Source organism: Bacillus sp. HMSC036E02 (assembly GCF_001836235.1).
GTDB classification, from domain to species: Bacteria; Bacillota; Bacilli; order Bacillales; family Bacillaceae_G; genus Bacillus_A; species Bacillus_A cereus.
In genome coordinates this window covers 442,356-458,646 of record NZ_KV827816.1, presented here as the reverse complement: position 1 = coordinate 458,646, position 16,291 = coordinate 442,356, and the positions used below count along the sequence as shown (strand labels likewise).

Sequence of the window (16,291 nt, the reverse complement as noted above, 5' to 3'; positions counted from 1 at the left end):
AATGAGCGTAAAAAAAGAAAGAGTAGATGTACTATTAGTAGAGCGAGGACTTATAGAAACGCGTGAGAAAGCAAAGCGCGCCATTATGGCCGGACTCGTATATGCAAATGAGATGAGACTTGATAAGCCAGGAGAGAAAATCTCGCAAGATACTGAGATTACGGTGAAGGGACAAGTTATGCCGTATGTAAGTCGTGGTGGTTATAAACTTGAAAAGGCATTAGAGACATTTCATCTTGATTTACAAGATAAAGTTATGATAGATATTGGTTCATCAACTGGTGGCTTTACAGATTGCGCGCTTCAAAATGGAGCGAAATTATCTTATGCATTAGATGTAGGATACAATCAACTAGCGTGGAAATTACGTCAAGATGAGCGTGTTGTTGTAATGGAACGAACAAACTTCCGTTACGTGACACCAGCAGACTTAGAACGTGGTTTACCTCAATTTGCAAGTATTGATGTTTCATTTATATCATTAAAGCTTATACTGCCAGTTTTAAAAACAATGCTTATGCCTAACGGAGATGTAGCAGCGTTAATTAAACCGCAGTTTGAAGCTGGAAGAGAGCAAGTTGGGAAAAAAGGTATCGTTCGTGATAGAAAAGTACATGAAGCTGTTGTAGAAATGATTGTCGAGTTTGCTTTAAAAGAAGGCTATGATGTGGAAGGTTTAACATTCTCACCAATTACGGGTGGGGATGGTAATATTGAATTTTTAATTCATCTGAAATGGCATGGTGAACGTGAGAATGGCGAAAATCATTCTCCAATTTCTATAGAGCAAGTTGTTACAGAAGCGCATGACGTTCTAAAACAAAAAGGGAAAGGGGAATAACATATGTTGTTCCTCTTTTTGCTGTAATTGTATAATGATTGTAAAAACAATTGTGTACAAGAAACGAATTATAAGTTAACATAAATAAGTGAAGTATACCAATGTTTAAACTATGGTAAGAGATAGTGTGAGGTGCAAATGTATGAATAAAGGTCAGCGCCATATTAAAATCAGGGAAATTATTGCAAACAAAGAAATTGAAACACAAGATGAATTAGTTGATATTTTACGTAATGAGGGATTTAATGTAACGCAAGCAACAGTATCGCGCGATATTAAAGAACTGCACTTAGTGAAGGTGCCATTACATGATGGGCGCTATAAATATAGCTTGCCAGCAGATCAACGATTTAACCCGTTACAAAAATTAAAACGAAATCTAGTGGATTCATTTGTAAAATTAGACACGGCAGGACATATGCTTGTGCTAAAAACATTGCCTGGTAACGCTCATTCACTTGGAGCACTTATTGATCATTTAGAGTGGGATGAGATCATCGGAACCATCTGTGGTGATGATACTTGCTTAATTATTTGCCGTACACCTGACGATACAGGTGTTGTCTCTGATCGTTTCTTAAATATGTTGTAACAAAAAATCTTGTTTGCTTTCCATCGTAAAGTGGAAAGTGAACAAGATATTTTTATTGGTTAAAAATATGAATTTTCAATTGTAATATAATATTTTGTTTGCATAAAGTTAAAAAATAGATGGATTGACCCGTAAAACAAATGTTTGGTACAATGAAGCGGGTTAGAAGAGTATATACATACAAATATATAGCATGATTATTTGAATGAAGAACTGAGAAAATCCTTTAGTAAGGGATTATTTTATAACGAGGTGAATGGGGCATTGTTATCGGAATTATCGATTAGAAACTTTGCTATTATTGAAGCATTAAATATTTCTTTTCAAAAAGGTTTAACGGTTTTAAGCGGTGAAACAGGGGCCGGAAAATCGATTATTATTGATGCAATTAGTTTACTTGTAGGTGGCCGTGGGTCAGCAGAATTTGTTCGATATGGAACAGAAAAGGCTGAGATTGAAGGGCTATTTTATGTTGAAGATGAGAAGCATCCATGTATTGAAAAGGCAGAAGAGTTAGATATAGAAATAGAAGATGGTATGATTATTTTAAAGCGTGATATTGCTGCGAACGGGAAGAGTGTATGTCGTGTAAATGGGAAGCTTGTTACACTTAGCATATTAAAAGAAATTGGGAAAACACTTGTTGATATTCATGGACAGCACGAAACGCAAGATTTAATGAATGAAGAACGACATCTGTTTATGCTTGATCACTTTGATGGGGATCGAATCGTTAAACAATTAGACATATATCAAAACGTATACGCTGACTATGAAAAATTAAAAAAACAATTGAAATCGTTAAGTGAAAATGAGCAACAAATGGCACATCGCTTAGATTTAATTCAATTTCAGCACGAGGAAATTCGCAAGGCGGATTTAAAGATGGATGAAGAAAATGAATTAACTGAGGAACGATTGCAAATTTCTAATTTTGAAAAGATTTATAAAGCGTTAGGTGATGCATATCGTTCTTTAAGTGCCGACGGACAAGGATTAGATAATGTAAGAAGTGCAATGGGGCAAATGGAAAGTATTACACATTTAGATGATGTGTATCAAGAGAATCATGATTCAATTGCAAATAGCTATTACTTATTAGAAGAGGTTGCCTATCAACTGAGGGAAAAGCTCGATATGATGGAATATGATCCAAATCGTTTAGATGAAATCGAAACACGTTTGAATGAAATTCGTATGCTAAAGAGAAAATATGGAAATAATGTAGAAGAGATTTTAGCGTATGCTGATAAAATTGAACAGGAAATTTTTACGATTGAAAATAAAGACGTTCATATTGAAACGACGAAGAAACAGTTGAAGGAATTAGAAAGTGTTATTATGAAAGAAGCAACGTTGTTAAGTAATATGCGTCATGAGCTTGCAGAACACCTTACAAATGCAATTCATCAGGAATTAAAAGAATTATATATGGAAAAAACGAAATTTGAAGTGAGAATTATGAAGAGAGAAGGAAATGCAGAAGAGCCCCTTGTGGAAGGTGCGCCGGTAAGACTTACGGCGGATGGTTACGATCATGTGGAATTTTATATTTCAACGAACCCAGGAGAGCCGCTAAAACCACTTTCAAAGGTTGCTTCTGGCGGAGAGTTATCTCGTATCATTTTAGCTTTAAAAAGCATTTTTTCTAAGCATCAAGGGGTTGCATCTGTTATTTTTGATGAAGTGGATACGGGTGTAAGTGGCCGGGTCGCACAGGCTATTGCGGAAAAAATTTATCGAGTATCAGTAAACTCGCAAGTACTTTGTATTACGCACTTACCTCAAGTAGCTTCAATGGCGGATTCACATTTATTTATTCGAAAACAAGTAGCGAATGATCGGACAATTACATCAGTTACTGTTTTAACTATGGAGGATAAAGTAACAGAAATAGCTCGAATGATTTCTGGTGTGGAAATCACAGATTTAACGACAGAGCATGCGAAAGAATTACTTACGCAAGCGCATCATTTTAAACAGACAGCAGAGGCTATCCAGTAATGGATAGCTTTTTTTCTCAAATGACGATTTCTTAATTCTTCCGGTTATAAATAAAGCACTGCAAGGAGAGATTAAAAAGTGAAGCCAAGAGGCTGAATGTGGGGTAGGAGCGAGGAGAGTGAACAAGTTGAAATTAGAAAAATTTCGAAAAATAATAGGTCTTTGTCTCCTTGTTTCTTTAGTTTTTATTGGATGTTTTAAACCGCTTCGAACGTTTATTTCATCACCGAAACAACTTGTTGTTTTTGAAGGACAACAATCAGAAATATCATCATTACCAGTTTTCAAAGCTTCATCCACAAATCGTCATGTATTTACAGTGAGTTCGAATGAACAAAAACAAGGACTTATGGTAAATTCTCATCAAAATGGTGAAGCTGATATGGTATTTCAGCTTGCTGGTTTTCCAGTGAAAAAAGTAAATGTGAAAGTGTTAAAAGATTTTAAAGTGATTCCAGGTGGACAATCAATTGGTGTGAAATTAAATACAAAAGGTGTACTTGTTGTAGGCCATCATTTAATTCAAACTGAAAAAGGTAAAATATCTCCTGGTGAAACAGCAGGTGTACAAATTGGAGATATGATTACTGAAATTAATGGTAAAACAATTGAAAGAATGAGTGATGTAGCACCGTTTATTCATAATAGTGGAGAAACAGGTGAACCGCTTAATCTTGTATTGTTAAGAGATGGAAAATATATTCGTACGAAGCTAACTCCACAAAAAGACAACGGTGAATCGTCTTATCGAATTGGCTTGTATATCCGTGATTCGGCAGCTGGAATTGGAACGATGACATTTGTTCATCCAGATTCTATGAAATATGGGGCACTTGGTCATGTTATTTCTGATAATGATACGAAAAAGCCGATTCAAGTCGAAGATGGACAAATTATGCGCTCGACAGTTACATCAATTGAAAGAGGTAGTCATGGGAATCCAGGGGAGAAATTAGCAAGATTCTCACCAGACCGTGAAGTGATTGGCAATATTACAATTAATAGTCCATATGGTATTTTTGGAAAATTAAATACGAATATGAAAAACGGTATAATGGATAAAGCAATGCCTATCGCATTATCTCATCAAGTAAAAGAAGGACCGGCAAAAATATTAACAGTTATTGATCAAGATAAAGTAGAAGCGTTTGATATTGAAGTTGTTAGTACAGTGCAGCAAAAATTCCCAGCTACAAAGGGTATGGTAATAAAAGTAACAGATAAACGTCTATTAGAGAAAACGGGCGGTATCGTACAAGGAATGAGCGGAAGTCCAATTGTACAAAATGGAAAAGTAATTGGTGCTGTTACACATGTATTTGTAAATGATCCAACATCAGGATATGGTGTTCATATTGAATGGATGTTACATCAAGCTGGAATTAATATTTATGATCAAGAGAAAAAAGCGAGCTAATATATATTATTAGCTCGCTTTTTCTGTTGAAAAATTCGTTGAAATTTTGTAAAAGCTCCGCAAGAGGTGTTTTTTGTTGTAAAATAAAAGGAAAGGGTTGAACGTTTCGTTGTATTTCTATGATGGAATGTGTTGCGAAAGGGAATAAATGAACGATAAACATATTTTTTTGTGATTTTATCGGAAAGTAAGAAACTTTAAAAGGGAATTTTCACACAATTGTCGAACAATTCATGTAGCCTAGAAGGATACACATGTCGGAGAATCGATTCGGTAAGGGAGGAAAAGCTGTGGAGAAAATTAAAGTATGTCTTGTGGATGATAATAAAGAACTAGTATCAATGTTAGAGAGCTATGTAGCCGCTCAAGATGATATGGAAGTAATCGGTACTGCTTATAATGGTCAAGAGTGTTTAAACTTATTAACAGATAAGCAACCTGATGTACTCGTTTTAGACATTATTATGCCACACTTAGATGGTTTAGCTGTATTGGAGAAAATGCGACATATTGAAAGGTTAAAACAGCCTAGCGTAATTATGTTGACAGCATTTGGCCAAGAAGATGTGACGAAAAAAGCAGTTGACTTAGGTGCCTCATATTTCATATTAAAACCATTTGATATGGAGAATTTAACGAGTCATATTCGTCAAGTGAGTGGTAAAGCAAACACTATGATTAAGCGTCCACTACCATCATTTCGATCAGCCACAACAGTAGATGGAAAACCGAAAAACTTAGATGCGAGTATTACGAGTATCATTCATGAAATTGGTGTACCCGCTCATATTAAAGGATATATGTATTTACGAGAAGCAATCTCCATGGTATACAATGATATCGAATTATTAGGATCGATTACGAAAGTATTGTATCCAGATATCGCAAAGAAATATAATACAACAGCAAGCCGTGTGGAGCGCGCAATTCGTCACGCAATTGAAGTAGCTTGGAGCCGTGGGAATATTGATTCTATTTCGTCCTTATTCGGTTATACAGTATCCATGTCAAAAGCAAAACCTACGAATTCTGAGTTTATCGCAATGGTTGCGGATAAGCTGAGACTTGAACATAAAGCTAGTTGAGAGTAAAAGTAGTAAGGGATTTAAGCTTTAGTAAAGCTTAATAATTCTTGAAATTGATACTCGATATCAAATTTAAAGCCAATGAACTTTTTATTTAAAGACCAATGAATGTTATAATTCGTTGGTCTTTTTATTTTGTTGAGAAAAAGAGATTATTTGATAGCATGGAAAATAAAACCTATTTTTAGTAATATTACATGTAAGTGAGTTTTTATAAGGCAATAAAATAGATATAGATAGGGAGAAGGGGAATGGAAAATAAAATTTCAACTTGGCTAGGAATAGTAGCAGCTATGGGAGTTCTTGCTATTGCAGTTACATTTGGAATGTTAGAACTTGCAGATAATCCCGTAGATAAAGAAGTGAGTGCTCAAATAGATAAAAAAGAAGACCAAACAATAGTAGGTAGAGAGGTAGATGGGGTCTTTGTTGATGTGTATGTTACTGAAAATTCTACTGAAAGCGAAGTCATTACAGCGATGCATCGCATGACTCATCAAAAAGTGGTGGCAGAACGAAAATCGGGCTCTATCCCAATGATTCAAAGTAATACTAAAAAATTAAAAGAAATTATAAATAAGAGTAGCTTTGCGAAGAAAAATGAACTTTTAGCAATTGCTGATAGATGGGCGAAAAAAGATTTTAGTAAAATTGTAGAAGATCACAATTATTTCTCAGATGCTCAAGAAGATAGCGTTTGTAAAGCAACTAGAGCAATGGATGCGTTAGAAGAGCAACATTATATTTTAACTACATTCGGGGAGGAAAAAGCGAAAGAACTATACGAATCAGGGGATGCTCCGCACGTTCAATAAAAAACAATATAAAGGGCTTCTAGTTTTTTATGATCGTGTTTTTAGGACGCAATGGGGACTTATAAATAAATGGTCTGCTTTCTTTATGACGTGTAACAAAAAAGAAAAGATGTGATTCATTATTAAATGATGAAGGAACGGCTAAATCACATCGTAGTACATCTGTTAAAGGATTTTAGTAGGAAAGGCATCCGTGATATAATAGAAAATAATAAAAAGTCCTGCAAAAAACAGGACTGTATTATTCTTCGTCTTTATTTTGTTTTTCTAATTCAACTAGTTTTTGAATTAAAATGTGCTGCGGCATATGCATGAGTTGTTCAAGTGGAACACCTAGTGTTTTTGATAAGCGGACTGCAGTATCTGGAGAGATTTGTAATGGTCTCATAGAAGTACCTCCTTTTTCGTATAGTATAGCATAAGATTGGGGGAGTGAGGATGACTCTTATATTTGCACATCGTGGTGCGGCTGGAACGTACCCAGAAAATACAATGATTTCATTTGAAGCAGCTGAGTCTTTTAGAGCGGATGGAATTGAACTTGATGTTCAATTAACGAAAGATGGAAAAGTTGTCGTCATTCACGATGAAACGGTGGACCGGACAACAAATGGAAAAGGTGCGGTTCGGAATTATGTATATGAGGACTTATGCAAGTTAGATGCAAGTTATAAATTTGGTGATAAAGTAGGTTTTTGTAAAATACCAATTTTAGAAGAGGTATTAGAATGGCTTGAACAAACGAGTTTGCTACTTAATATTGAACTTAAAAATAATAAAATTCCATACAGAGGTTTAGAGGAAGAAGTTATAACGCTTGTACGGAAATTTAGTCTAGAGGATCGTGTTATATTTTCTTCGTTTAATCACTACAGTATGAAACGGTGCCATATGATGGCTCCTGATATTCAAACAGCAATTTTATATCGCGAAGGTTTGCATAGTCCGTGGGCATACGCGAAAAAAATGGGGGCTACAGCAGTACATCCGAATTATCGTTATCTTCAAGATGCTATTGCCGAACTAACGATGGAAAGTGGTGTAGAAGTTCGCCCTTATACAATTAATGAAGAAACGCTTATGCGTAAATATTTTGATATGAATATATCGGCGATTATTACTGATTACCCTGAAACGGCAAGAACCTTATTGCCAATAAAAAAATGAGACCGCGTGTAACGGTCTCATTTTTTTATTTATAAATAGTGGGGCATTCCTATCTTCTAAAGCGAGCTTGTACTTTATTTCGTTTGCGATCTCGGTGCAAGACGAAGCCACCAAAGATATAAAACCCGAGCGCGAAGCAGAGAGCGCCGATTAAAAATTGTAACCACAGTATGGAAATTGGTGGAAATTGAATCCCGAATACAGTATCTCTCATTAACTTTATACCAAACACAGCTAATGAAATAGGGATGAGTGCTAATAGTAGAGCAACGTAACGCTGCATACATAACGCTCCTTTTCAGATTATTTTGTATATTTTAATGATGTTATACGGAAAGGGGGTTTGTCAAGAGGGTGCTGAACGAGTAAGATAAGGGTGTGAAAAAATTTGCAGAGTTACTTCGAGAGGAAGTGTAATATATGAAACAAAAAGTATTAATTGTTGGTGCAGGTGAAGGCGGGAGCGCGCTGCTGAATCTGTTACAAAGTTCGAATATATTTCAAATTATAGGGATTATTGATATAAATCCGTTGGCAAAAGGACTACAAATTGCTAAGGAATACGGGATTGCAATTGGAGAAAGTGTAACTCCATTTCTTTCTATGCATATCGATGTAATATTTGATATGACAGGTGAAGATGATGTACATAAAGTTTTATTAGAAAAAAAGAAAAAAGACACTCTTCTTATACCAGGTGATATCGCAAAAATTGTTACAGGATTAGCGCATGAGAAGGAAGGGCTAATTGGGCGGTTAGAGGAACAGACGCAACAAGGAGAATTAATTTTAAATTCTACACATGACGGCATGATTGTAATTGATCGAGAGGGACAAGTTCGTCTTTTTAATAAAAGTGCAGAGCGTATTATCGGATATAAAAAAGAAGAGGCGATAGGAAAGTATATTTTAGAAGTCATTCCAACTAGTAAATTACTTCGCATTATACGTACGAAACAAATAGAAGTAAATTATGAACTGACATTAGAGAATGGAAAGAAAATTATTACAACGCGTATTCCAATATTAAAAGAAGGAGGAGAGGTACAAGGGGCATTTGCAATTTTTAAAGATATAACAGAAGTTGTAGATCTTGCGGAAGAAGTTACAGACTTAAAAGAAATTCAAACACTATTAGAGGCAATTATTAACTCATCTGAAGAAGCGATTTCGGTTGTGGATGAAAAAGGAAGAGGTTTAGTCATTAACCCAGCATATACGAAATTAACGGGTTTAACAGAAGAAGATATTATTGGGAAGCCTGCTACAACTGATATTGTAGAAGGCGAAAGTATGCATATGAAAGTACTTCGAACGCGTCGTGCGGTGCGCGGAATACATATGAAGATTGGGCAAAAAAAGCGAGATGTAATTGTAAACGTAGCACCAGTTATTGTGGATGGAATATTGAAAGGAAGCGTCGGTGTTATCCGTGACGTGTCGGAAATTCAAAAATTAACAAATGAATTGAATAGAGCAAGGCAAATTATTCGTACATTAGAAGCGAAATATTCATTTGATGATATTGTCGGAAATTCAGATGAAACAACGGCAGCTATCGAACAGGCGAAGCTAGGAGCGAATACACCAGCAACAGTACTGTTACGCGGGGAATCTGGGACTGGTAAAGAATTGTTTGCACATGCAATCCATAATGGAAGTAATCGAAAATACAATAAGTTCGTCCGTGTAAACTGTGCGGCCATTTCGGAGACGTTGTTAGAAAGTGAATTATTTGGTTATGAGGAAGGGGCGTTTTCTGGAGCGAAAAGAGGCGGGAAACGTGGGTTCTTTGAGGAAGCGAATAACGGTAGTATTTTTTTAGATGAAATAGGGGAGTTGTCTGCAAATACACAAGCGAAACTCCTTCGTGTATTGCAGGAAAAAGAAATTGTAAAAGTTGGTGGAACGAAAGCGATACCTATTAATGTTCGAGTAATTGCAGCGACACATGTGAATTTAGAAAAGGCTATTCTAGAAGGGAAGTTTAGGGAGGATTTATATTATCGATTAAATAAAATTCCAATTCAAATTCCATCTCTTCGTCAACGTAAAGGAGATATACCGACAATTGCGGACAGATTGATTCAAAAAATTAATCAAGATTACGGTCGTAATGTAGAAGGGCTCACTGATTCAGCCGTTTTATATTTACAATCATACGAATGGCCAGGAAATGTGAGGGAACTTGAAAATATTTTGGGGAGAGCTATTATCTTTATGAATTATAACGAGACCTATATTGATGTACACCATTTACCGCCATTACATAACGAAGAGCAGGTGGAGTCAAAGCAATCTCATTTATTACCTGAATTAGAAGAAAAGCCACTTGAACATTTAGTGACAGAGTTTGAAGGGAATATTATTTATGAATATTTGGAGAGATTTGATGGGAATAAAACACAAACTGCAAAAGCGTTAGGAATTTCCGTTCGAAATTTATATTACAAGCTAGAAAAGTATGACTATGCAAAAAATAGCATGCAATAAATTGCGTACCGTGCAATTTATTGCATGGTATACAAAAAGCGACAAAATAAGACAGAATCTTTCGTTATTTTCCAAAGTATTGATTTTACTGCATTTTGAATGCGTTTTCATTATTGGTAAGACCACTTTTAAAAGTTGGCACGGTATTTGCTTTATAAATAGACGAGGGACGACGGAAAGGGTTGATTACAAAATATGAAGTTAGAATACTTAATTGATCAAGCAGCAGGAAAGCCTAAAAAAACTGTGGCTGTAGCAGTAGCTGAAGATCATGAAGTAATTGAAGCTGTAGCGAAAGCAATTAAATTACAGCTAGCTCAATTTCGTCTATATGGAAATCAAGAAAAAATAATGGGGATGCTACAAGAACATGGTTTACAAACTTCAGAACATGTTGAAGTGATTGCAACAATGTCTAGTGCTGAAGCTGCAGAACTTTCTGTTAAAGCTGTGAGAAATGGTGAAGCAGATGTGCTTATGAAGGGGAACATCCCAACAGCGAATATTTTGAAGGCTGTGTTAAACAAAGAGTGGGGCCTACGTAAAGGTAGCGTACTTTCACATGTAGCAGCATTTGAAGTTCAAAATTACGACCGTCTTATTTTCGTTACAGATGCAGCGATGAACATCGCACCTGACGTAACACAAAAAGCTGCTATTATACAAAATACTGTAGAAGTTGCCCAGGCAATAGGAATCGACTTGCCCAAAGTGGCACCAATCGCAGCAGTAGAAGTTGTGAATCCAGCGATGCAGGCGACAATTGATGCAGCGATGTTAACACAAATGAATCGCCGCGGACAAATTAAAGATTGTATCGTTGATGGACCACTTGCTTTAGATAATGCAGTATCACAAATTGCAGCAGAGCATAAAGGCATAGTAAGTGATGTAGCAGGTAAGGCAGATATTTTACTCGTCCCAACGATTGAAGCTGGAAATGTGCTATATAAATCACTCGTATACTTTGCGGATGCAAAAGTAGGAGCAATGATTGCTGGCGCAAAAGCACCGATTGTTTTAACATCTCGTGCTGATTCAGCAGAAACAAAAGTATATTCATTAGCATTGGCAGTTGCGACTGCTTCAAAATAAACCAAAAAGGGTAAAACATTAGGGGGAAACGACAATGACATTAGAAATCTTCGAATACTTAGAAAAATATGATTATGAGCAAGTAGTATTTTGTCAAGATAAAGAATCTGGTTTAAAAGCAATTATTGCAATTCATGATACAACACTTGGACCGGCTCTTGGTGGAACAAGAATGTGGACATATGATTCTGAAGAAGCGGCGATTGAAGATGCATTGCGTCTTGCAAAAGGGATGACATACAAAAACGCAGCAGCTGGTTTAAACTTAGGTGGTGCGAAAACAGTAATTATCGGTGATCCTCGTAAAGATAAGAGCGAAGCAATGTTCCGTGCACTAGGACGTTATATCCAAGGACTAAACGGACGTTACATTACAGCTGAAGATGTTGGTACAACAGTAGATGATATGGATATTATCCATGAAGAAACTGACTTTGTAACAGGTATCTCACCATCATTCGGTTCTTCTGGTAACCCATCTCCAGTAACTGCATACGGTGTTTACCGTGGTATGAAAGCAGCTGCAAAAGAAGCTTTCGGTACTGACAATTTAGAAGGAAAAGTAATTGCTGTTCAAGGCGTTGGTAACGTAGCATATCACCTATGCAAACATTTACACGCTGAAGGAGCAAAATTAATCGTTACAGATATTAATAAAGAAGCTGTACAACGTGCTGTAGAAGAATTCGGTGCATCAGCAGTTGAACCAAATGAAATTTATGGTGTTGAATGCGATATTTACGCACCATGTGCATTAGGCGCAACAGTTAATGATGAAACTATTCCACAACTTAAAGCAAAAGTAATCGCAGGTTCTGCAAATAACCAATTAAAAGAAAATCGTCACGGTGACATCATTCATGAAATGGGTATTGTATACGCACCAGATTATGTAATTAATGCAGGTGGCGTAATTAACGTAGCAGACGAATTATATGGATACAATAGAGAACGTGCACTAAAACGTGTTGAGTCTATTTATGACACAATTGCAAAAGTAATCGAAATTTCAAAACGCGATGGCATAGCAACTTATGTAGCGGCAGATCGTCTAGCTGAAGAGCGCATTGCAAGCTTGAAAAATTCTCGTAGCACTTACTTACGCAACGGTCACGATATTATTAGCCGTCGCTAATCATTCATATATAACTTTTACAAAAGGCGTGGTTACCTCTTATGAGGTTTCCACTTCCTTTTGAATTTATTAGTGGAGGTAGCAACATTGTCTGTAAATCGAATTCTTGTTATTAACCCAGGTAGTACATCCACAAAAATTGGTGTTTTTGATAATGAAAGACCCGTTTTAGAAGAAACGATTCGTCATGACGTAGAACAGATTGGGAAATACAAGCGAATTATCGACCAATATGAGTTTCGAAAAGAAACGATTTTAGAAGTTCTACATTCTCATGGTATTAACATTTCAAAATTAAACGCTGTTTGTGGACGTGGTGGATTACTTCGTCCAATCGAAGGCGGTACGTATACAGTAAACGATGCGATGTTAGAAGATTTAAAAAATGGGTTTAGCGGTCATCACGCTTCAAACCTTGGAGGCATTTTAGCATATGAAATTGCTTCTGGATTAAACATTCCTGCATTTATTGTGGATCCTGTCGTTGTAGATGAGATGGAGCCAGTTGCTCGTATAAGTGGTATTGCTGGTATGGAACGTAAAAGTATCTTCCATGCATTAAATCAAAAAGCAGTTGCTCGTAAAGTAGCCGAACAGTTAAACCACAAATATGAGGATTTAAATTTATTAGTTACACATATGGGCGGTGGTATTACAGTTGGTGCTCATAAAAAAGGAAGAGTAATCGATGTGAATAACGGTTTAAACGGAGAAGGACCATTTAGTCCAGAGCGTGCTGGTACAGTGCCAGTAGGGCAACTAGTAGAAATGTGTTTCTCTGGTGAGTATTACCGAGATGAAATGATTAAAAAGCTTGTCGGACAAGGTGGACTTGTAAGTTTAATCGGTACAAATGATGCGATTAAAGTAGAGAAAATGGTTGAAAAAGGTGATCCTGAAGCAACTCTTATTTATAAAGCAATGGCATATCAAGTTGCAAAAGAGATTGGCGGAGCTAGCGCTGTACTTCACGGGAAAATCGATGCAATCGTATTAACTGGTGGACTGGCATACAGTAAAATTCTTGTCGATGAAATAAAAGAGCGAGTGGACTGGATTGCAGATGTTATCGTACATCCAGGCGAAGATGAGTTAGAAGCGTTAGCAGAAGGAGCACTTCGTGTATTACGTGAAGAAGAAGCTCCAAAAGAATACGTTGTACGTGAAAAAGAAACGGTAGCTAGGGGTTGAGATAATGGCAAAAGAATATGATTTAGTCATCGTTGGCGGCGGTACTGGTGGATATGTTGCTGCAATTCGTGCATCACAACTAGGGTTAAAAACTGCACTAGTCGAAAAAGAAAATCTTGGTGGTACTTGTTTACACAAAGGATGTATCCCTAGTAAAGCTCTTTTACGTAGTGCGGAAGTATATGCAACTGCTAAAAAAAGCGAAGAGTTCGGAGTTATTGCAAGCAATGTAGAACTAAACTTTGCGAAAGTACAAGAGCGTAAAGAGAAGATTGTAACGCAGCTTCATAAAGGCGTTCAACACTTAATGAAACAAGGTAAAATTGATGTGTTTGAAGGTATTGGCCGTATTCTTGGCCCATCTATTTTCTCTCCGATGCCAGGGACAATTTCAGTTGAACTTGCAAGTGGAGAAGAGAATGAAATGTTAATTCCAAAAAATGTACTTATTGCAACAGGTTCTCGTCCAAATTCATTACCAGGTTTAGAATTAGACGGAGAGTACGTAATGTCTTCAGATCATGCCCTAAAAATGGAAACGCTTCCTAGTTCGATTATTATCGTTGGTGGCGGTGTAATCGGTATTGAGTGGGCATCTATGCTTGCTGACTTCGGTGTAGAAGTTACAGTATTAGAGTATGCAAAAACAATATTACCACTAGAAGATCAAGACGTTTCAAAAGAAATGCAACGTCTATTTAAGAAAAAAGGTATTAAAGTGGTAACTGGTGCAAAAGTATTACCAGAAACATTGGTAAAAGATAATGGAGTAACAATCCAAGCTGAACACAACGGTGAAAATAAAGAATTTAAAGCAGAAAAAATGCTTGTATCTGTAGGAAGACAAGCGAATACGCAAAATATTGGCTTAGAGAACACAGATATCGTTGTGGAAAAAGGATACATTCAAACAAATGAGTTTTATCAAACGAAAGAATCGCATATTTACGCAATTGGAGATGTAATCGGTGGCCTGCAACTTGCTCATGTTGCTTCTCATGAAGGAATTGCTGCAGTAGAACATATTGCAGGGAAAGAAGTTACACCAATTGATTACTCTATGGTATCAAAATGCGTATATAGCAGTCCAGAAGTTGCTTCTGTCGGTTTAACAGAACAAGAAGCGAAAGAAAAAGGCTATAAGTTAAAAGTAGGTAAGTTCTCATTCCGCGCAATCGGAAAAGCACTTGTATACGGAGAATCAGATGGTTTCGTAAAACTTGTAGTTGATGAAGAGACAAATGACATTCTTGGTGTTCATATGATTGGACCACATGTAACAGATATGATTTCTGAAGCGGGTCTTGCAAGAGTACTTGATGCAACACCTTGGGAAGTAGCACATACAATTCATCCGCATCCATCATTATCTGAGGCGATTGGTGAAGCAGCACTTGCTGTAGATGGAAGAGCGTTACACGCATAAAAATGTGGATTTAGGAGGTTATGAAAAATGGCAGAAGTAAAAGAAAAGCGCCATGAAGAGCTTGGCTTAAGTGATGAGCAAGTATTAGAAATGTTCCGTACGATGTTACTTGCACGTAAAATTGACGAACGTATGTGGTTATTAAACCGCGCTGGTAAAATTCCATTCGTAATTTCTTGTCAAGGACAAGAGGCTGCACAAGTTGGAGCGGCGTTCGCTCTTGATAGAGAGAAAGATTATGCATTACCATACTACCGTGATATGGGTGTTGTACTAGCATTTGGTATGACAGCTAAAGAGCTTATGTTGTCTGCTTTTGCGAAAGCTGGAGATCCAAACTCTGGTGGTCGTCAAATGCCTGGTCACTTCGGTCAAAAGAAAAATCGTATTGTTACAGGTTCATCCCCAGTAACAACACAAGTACCACATGCAGTTGGTATTGCACTAGCTGGAAAAATGGAGAAGAAAGATTTAGTAACGTTCGTTACATTTGGAGAAGGTTCTTCAAACCAAGGTGACTTCCATGAAGGGGCAAACTTTGCTGGTGTACACAAACTACCTGTTATTTTTATGTGTGAAAATAACAAATATGCAATCTCTATTCCAGTTGAAAAACAATTAGCATGTAAAAACGTATCAGATCGTGCGATTGGTTACGGTATGCCTGGATATACAATAGACGGAAACGATCCACTTGCAGTATATAAAGCTGTAAAAGAAGCAGCAGATCGCGGTCGTCGTGGTGAAGGACCAACTTTAATTGAAACAGTATCATATCGTTTAACAGCACATTCTAGTGACGATGATGATCGTGTTTATCGTGATAAAGAAGAAGTAGAAGAAGCAAAGAAAAAAGATTCAATTATAACATTCGCAGCTTATTTAAAAGAAGCTGGTGTGTTAACTGAGGAATCCGAAAAACAAATGTTAGACGAAATTATGCATATCGTAAATGAAGCAACAGAATATGCAGAAAATGCTCCGTATGCAGCACCTGAAGATGCATTGAAGCACGTATACGCAGAATAGG

Annotated in this window: 15 protein-coding genes; 13 read left to right on the top strand and 2 right to left on the bottom strand. The window is 36.7% G+C overall.

Annotated features, from left to right (window positions below; all coding sequences use genetic code 11):
* The first annotated feature begins 1 nt into the window (after position 1).
* The 6 genes from HMPREF2590_RS06750 to HMPREF2590_RS06720 all read left to right on the top strand — a co-directional run bounded on the left by HMPREF2590_RS06750 (position 2) and on the right by HMPREF2590_RS06720 (position 6,754).
* Entirely contained in the window at positions 2-841 is an 840-nt protein-coding gene (locus HMPREF2590_RS06750) for a TlyA family RNA methyltransferase (protein WP_000111874.1), read from the top strand.
* A gap of 142 nt (positions 842-983) precedes the next feature.
* Positions 984-1,433 carry an arginine repressor ArgR gene (gene argR / locus HMPREF2590_RS06745; protein WP_001032580.1) on the top strand — a complete coding sequence of 150 codons (450 nt, stop codon included), beginning with the start codon at positions 984-986 and terminating at the stop codon, positions 1,431-1,433.
* A 264-nt stretch (positions 1,434-1,697) separates the two neighbouring features.
* On the top strand, positions 1,698-3,437 hold the full coding sequence (gene recN / locus HMPREF2590_RS06740; RefSeq protein ID WP_000947763.1) for a DNA repair protein RecN: 1,740 nt from the start codon (positions 1,698-1,700) through the stop codon (positions 3,435-3,437).
* A 118-nt stretch (positions 3,438-3,555) separates the two neighbouring features.
* A complete protein-coding gene (gene spoIVB, locus HMPREF2590_RS06735) occupies positions 3,556-4,854 on the top strand; it encodes a SpoIVB peptidase (protein WP_002098091.1) in 1,299 nt (432 codons plus the stop codon).
* 290 nt (positions 4,855-5,144) lie between these two features.
* The gene (spo0A, locus tag HMPREF2590_RS06725) at positions 5,145-5,939 is read left to right on the top strand and encodes a sporulation transcription factor Spo0A (RefSeq protein WP_021727703.1); all 795 of its coding nucleotides are present in this window, start codon (positions 5,145-5,147) and stop codon (positions 5,937-5,939) included.
* A gap of 251 nt (positions 5,940-6,190) precedes the next feature.
* Complete coding sequence (locus HMPREF2590_RS06720) at positions 6,191-6,754, top strand: PRK06770 family protein (protein WP_000428232.1); 564 nt, start codon at positions 6,191-6,193, stop codon at positions 6,752-6,754.
* 241 nt (positions 6,755-6,995) lie between these two features.
* Here the strand turns inward: HMPREF2590_RS06720 and HMPREF2590_RS06715 are convergent, their stop codons facing one another.
* Complete coding sequence (locus HMPREF2590_RS06715) at positions 6,996-7,142, bottom strand: YycC family protein (RefSeq protein WP_001247674.1); 147 nt, start codon at positions 7,140-7,142, stop codon at positions 6,996-6,998.
* A gap of 50 nt (positions 7,143-7,192) precedes the next feature.
* On the opposite strand from HMPREF2590_RS06715, the gene HMPREF2590_RS06710 reads away from it, so the two are divergent.
* On the top strand, positions 7,193-7,921 hold the full coding sequence (locus tag HMPREF2590_RS06710) for a glycerophosphodiester phosphodiesterase (protein WP_000172572.1): 729 nt from the start codon (positions 7,193-7,195) through the stop codon (positions 7,919-7,921).
* Between the two features lie 49 nt (positions 7,922-7,970).
* Here HMPREF2590_RS06710 and HMPREF2590_RS06705 read toward each other — a convergent pair whose 3' ends face one another.
* Positions 7,971-8,204: a DUF2627 domain-containing protein gene (locus HMPREF2590_RS06705; RefSeq protein ID WP_001190214.1), complete on the bottom strand. Its 234-nt coding sequence runs from the start codon at positions 8,202-8,204 to the stop codon at positions 7,971-7,973.
* A gap of 137 nt (positions 8,205-8,341) precedes the next feature.
* Between HMPREF2590_RS06705 and HMPREF2590_RS06700 the strand changes: the two genes are divergently transcribed.
* The 6 genes from HMPREF2590_RS06700 (at position 8,342) to bfmBAA (ending at position 16,290) form a co-directional block, all read left to right on the top strand.
* A complete protein-coding gene (locus HMPREF2590_RS06700; protein ID WP_050822105.1) occupies positions 8,342-10,414 on the top strand; it encodes a sigma-54 interaction domain-containing protein in 2,073 nt (690 codons plus the stop codon).
* A 195-nt stretch (positions 10,415-10,609) separates the two neighbouring features.
* A complete protein-coding gene (gene yqiS / locus HMPREF2590_RS06690) occupies positions 10,610-11,509 on the top strand; it encodes a phosphate butyryltransferase (protein WP_000764672.1) in 900 nt (299 codons plus the stop codon).
* A gap of 34 nt (positions 11,510-11,543) precedes the next feature.
* Positions 11,544-12,644, top strand: a complete 1,101-nt coding sequence (locus tag HMPREF2590_RS06685; protein ID WP_000171357.1) for a leucine dehydrogenase — start codon at positions 11,544-11,546, stop codon at positions 12,642-12,644.
* Positions 12,645-12,731: 87 nt separating this feature from the next.
* Positions 12,732-13,835: a butyrate kinase gene (gene buk / locus HMPREF2590_RS06680; RefSeq protein WP_000115780.1), complete on the top strand. Its 1,104-nt coding sequence runs from the start codon at positions 12,732-12,734 to the stop codon at positions 13,833-13,835.
* A 4-nt stretch (positions 13,836-13,839) separates the two neighbouring features.
* Positions 13,840-15,261: a dihydrolipoyl dehydrogenase gene (gene lpdA, locus HMPREF2590_RS06675; protein WP_001051289.1), complete on the top strand. Its 1,422-nt coding sequence runs from the start codon at positions 13,840-13,842 to the stop codon at positions 15,259-15,261.
* A gap of 27 nt (positions 15,262-15,288) precedes the next feature.
* Complete coding sequence (gene bfmBAA / locus HMPREF2590_RS06670) at positions 15,289-16,290, top strand: 3-methyl-2-oxobutanoate dehydrogenase subunit alpha (RefSeq protein WP_000852551.1); 1,002 nt, start codon at positions 15,289-15,291, stop codon at positions 16,288-16,290.
* The last annotated feature ends 1 nt before the right edge of the window (position 16,291 follow it).

Coding starts and splice junctions, on each gene's coding strand:
- HMPREF2590_RS06750 (WP_000111874.1), top strand. CDS start 2: ATGAGCGTAAAAAAAGAAAGAGTAGATGTACTATTAGTAGAGCGAGGA.
- argR (WP_001032580.1), top strand. CDS start 984: ATGAATAAAGGTCAGCGCCATATTAAAATCAGGGAAATTATTGCAAAC.
- HMPREF2590_RS06720 (WP_000428232.1), top strand. CDS start 6,191: ATGGAAAATAAAATTTCAACTTGGCTAGGAATAGTAGCAGCTATGGGA.
- HMPREF2590_RS06715 (WP_001247674.1), bottom strand. CDS start 7,142: ATGAGACCATTACAAATCTCTCCAGATACTGCAGTCCGCTTATCAAAA.
- HMPREF2590_RS06710 (WP_000172572.1), top strand. CDS start 7,193: ATGACTCTTATATTTGCACATCGTGGTGCGGCTGGAACGTACCCAGAA.
- HMPREF2590_RS06705 (WP_001190214.1), bottom strand. CDS start 8,204: ATGCAGCGTTACGTTGCTCTACTATTAGCACTCATCCCTATTTCATTA.
- HMPREF2590_RS06700 (WP_050822105.1), top strand. CDS start 8,342: ATGAAACAAAAAGTATTAATTGTTGGTGCAGGTGAAGGCGGGAGCGCG.
- yqiS (WP_000764672.1), top strand. CDS start 10,610: ATGAAGTTAGAATACTTAATTGATCAAGCAGCAGGAAAGCCTAAAAAA.
- HMPREF2590_RS06685 (WP_000171357.1), top strand. CDS start 11,544: ATGACATTAGAAATCTTCGAATACTTAGAAAAATATGATTATGAGCAA.
- lpdA (WP_001051289.1), top strand. CDS start 13,840: ATGGCAAAAGAATATGATTTAGTCATCGTTGGCGGCGGTACTGGTGGA.
- bfmBAA (WP_000852551.1), top strand. CDS start 15,289: ATGGCAGAAGTAAAAGAAAAGCGCCATGAAGAGCTTGGCTTAAGTGAT.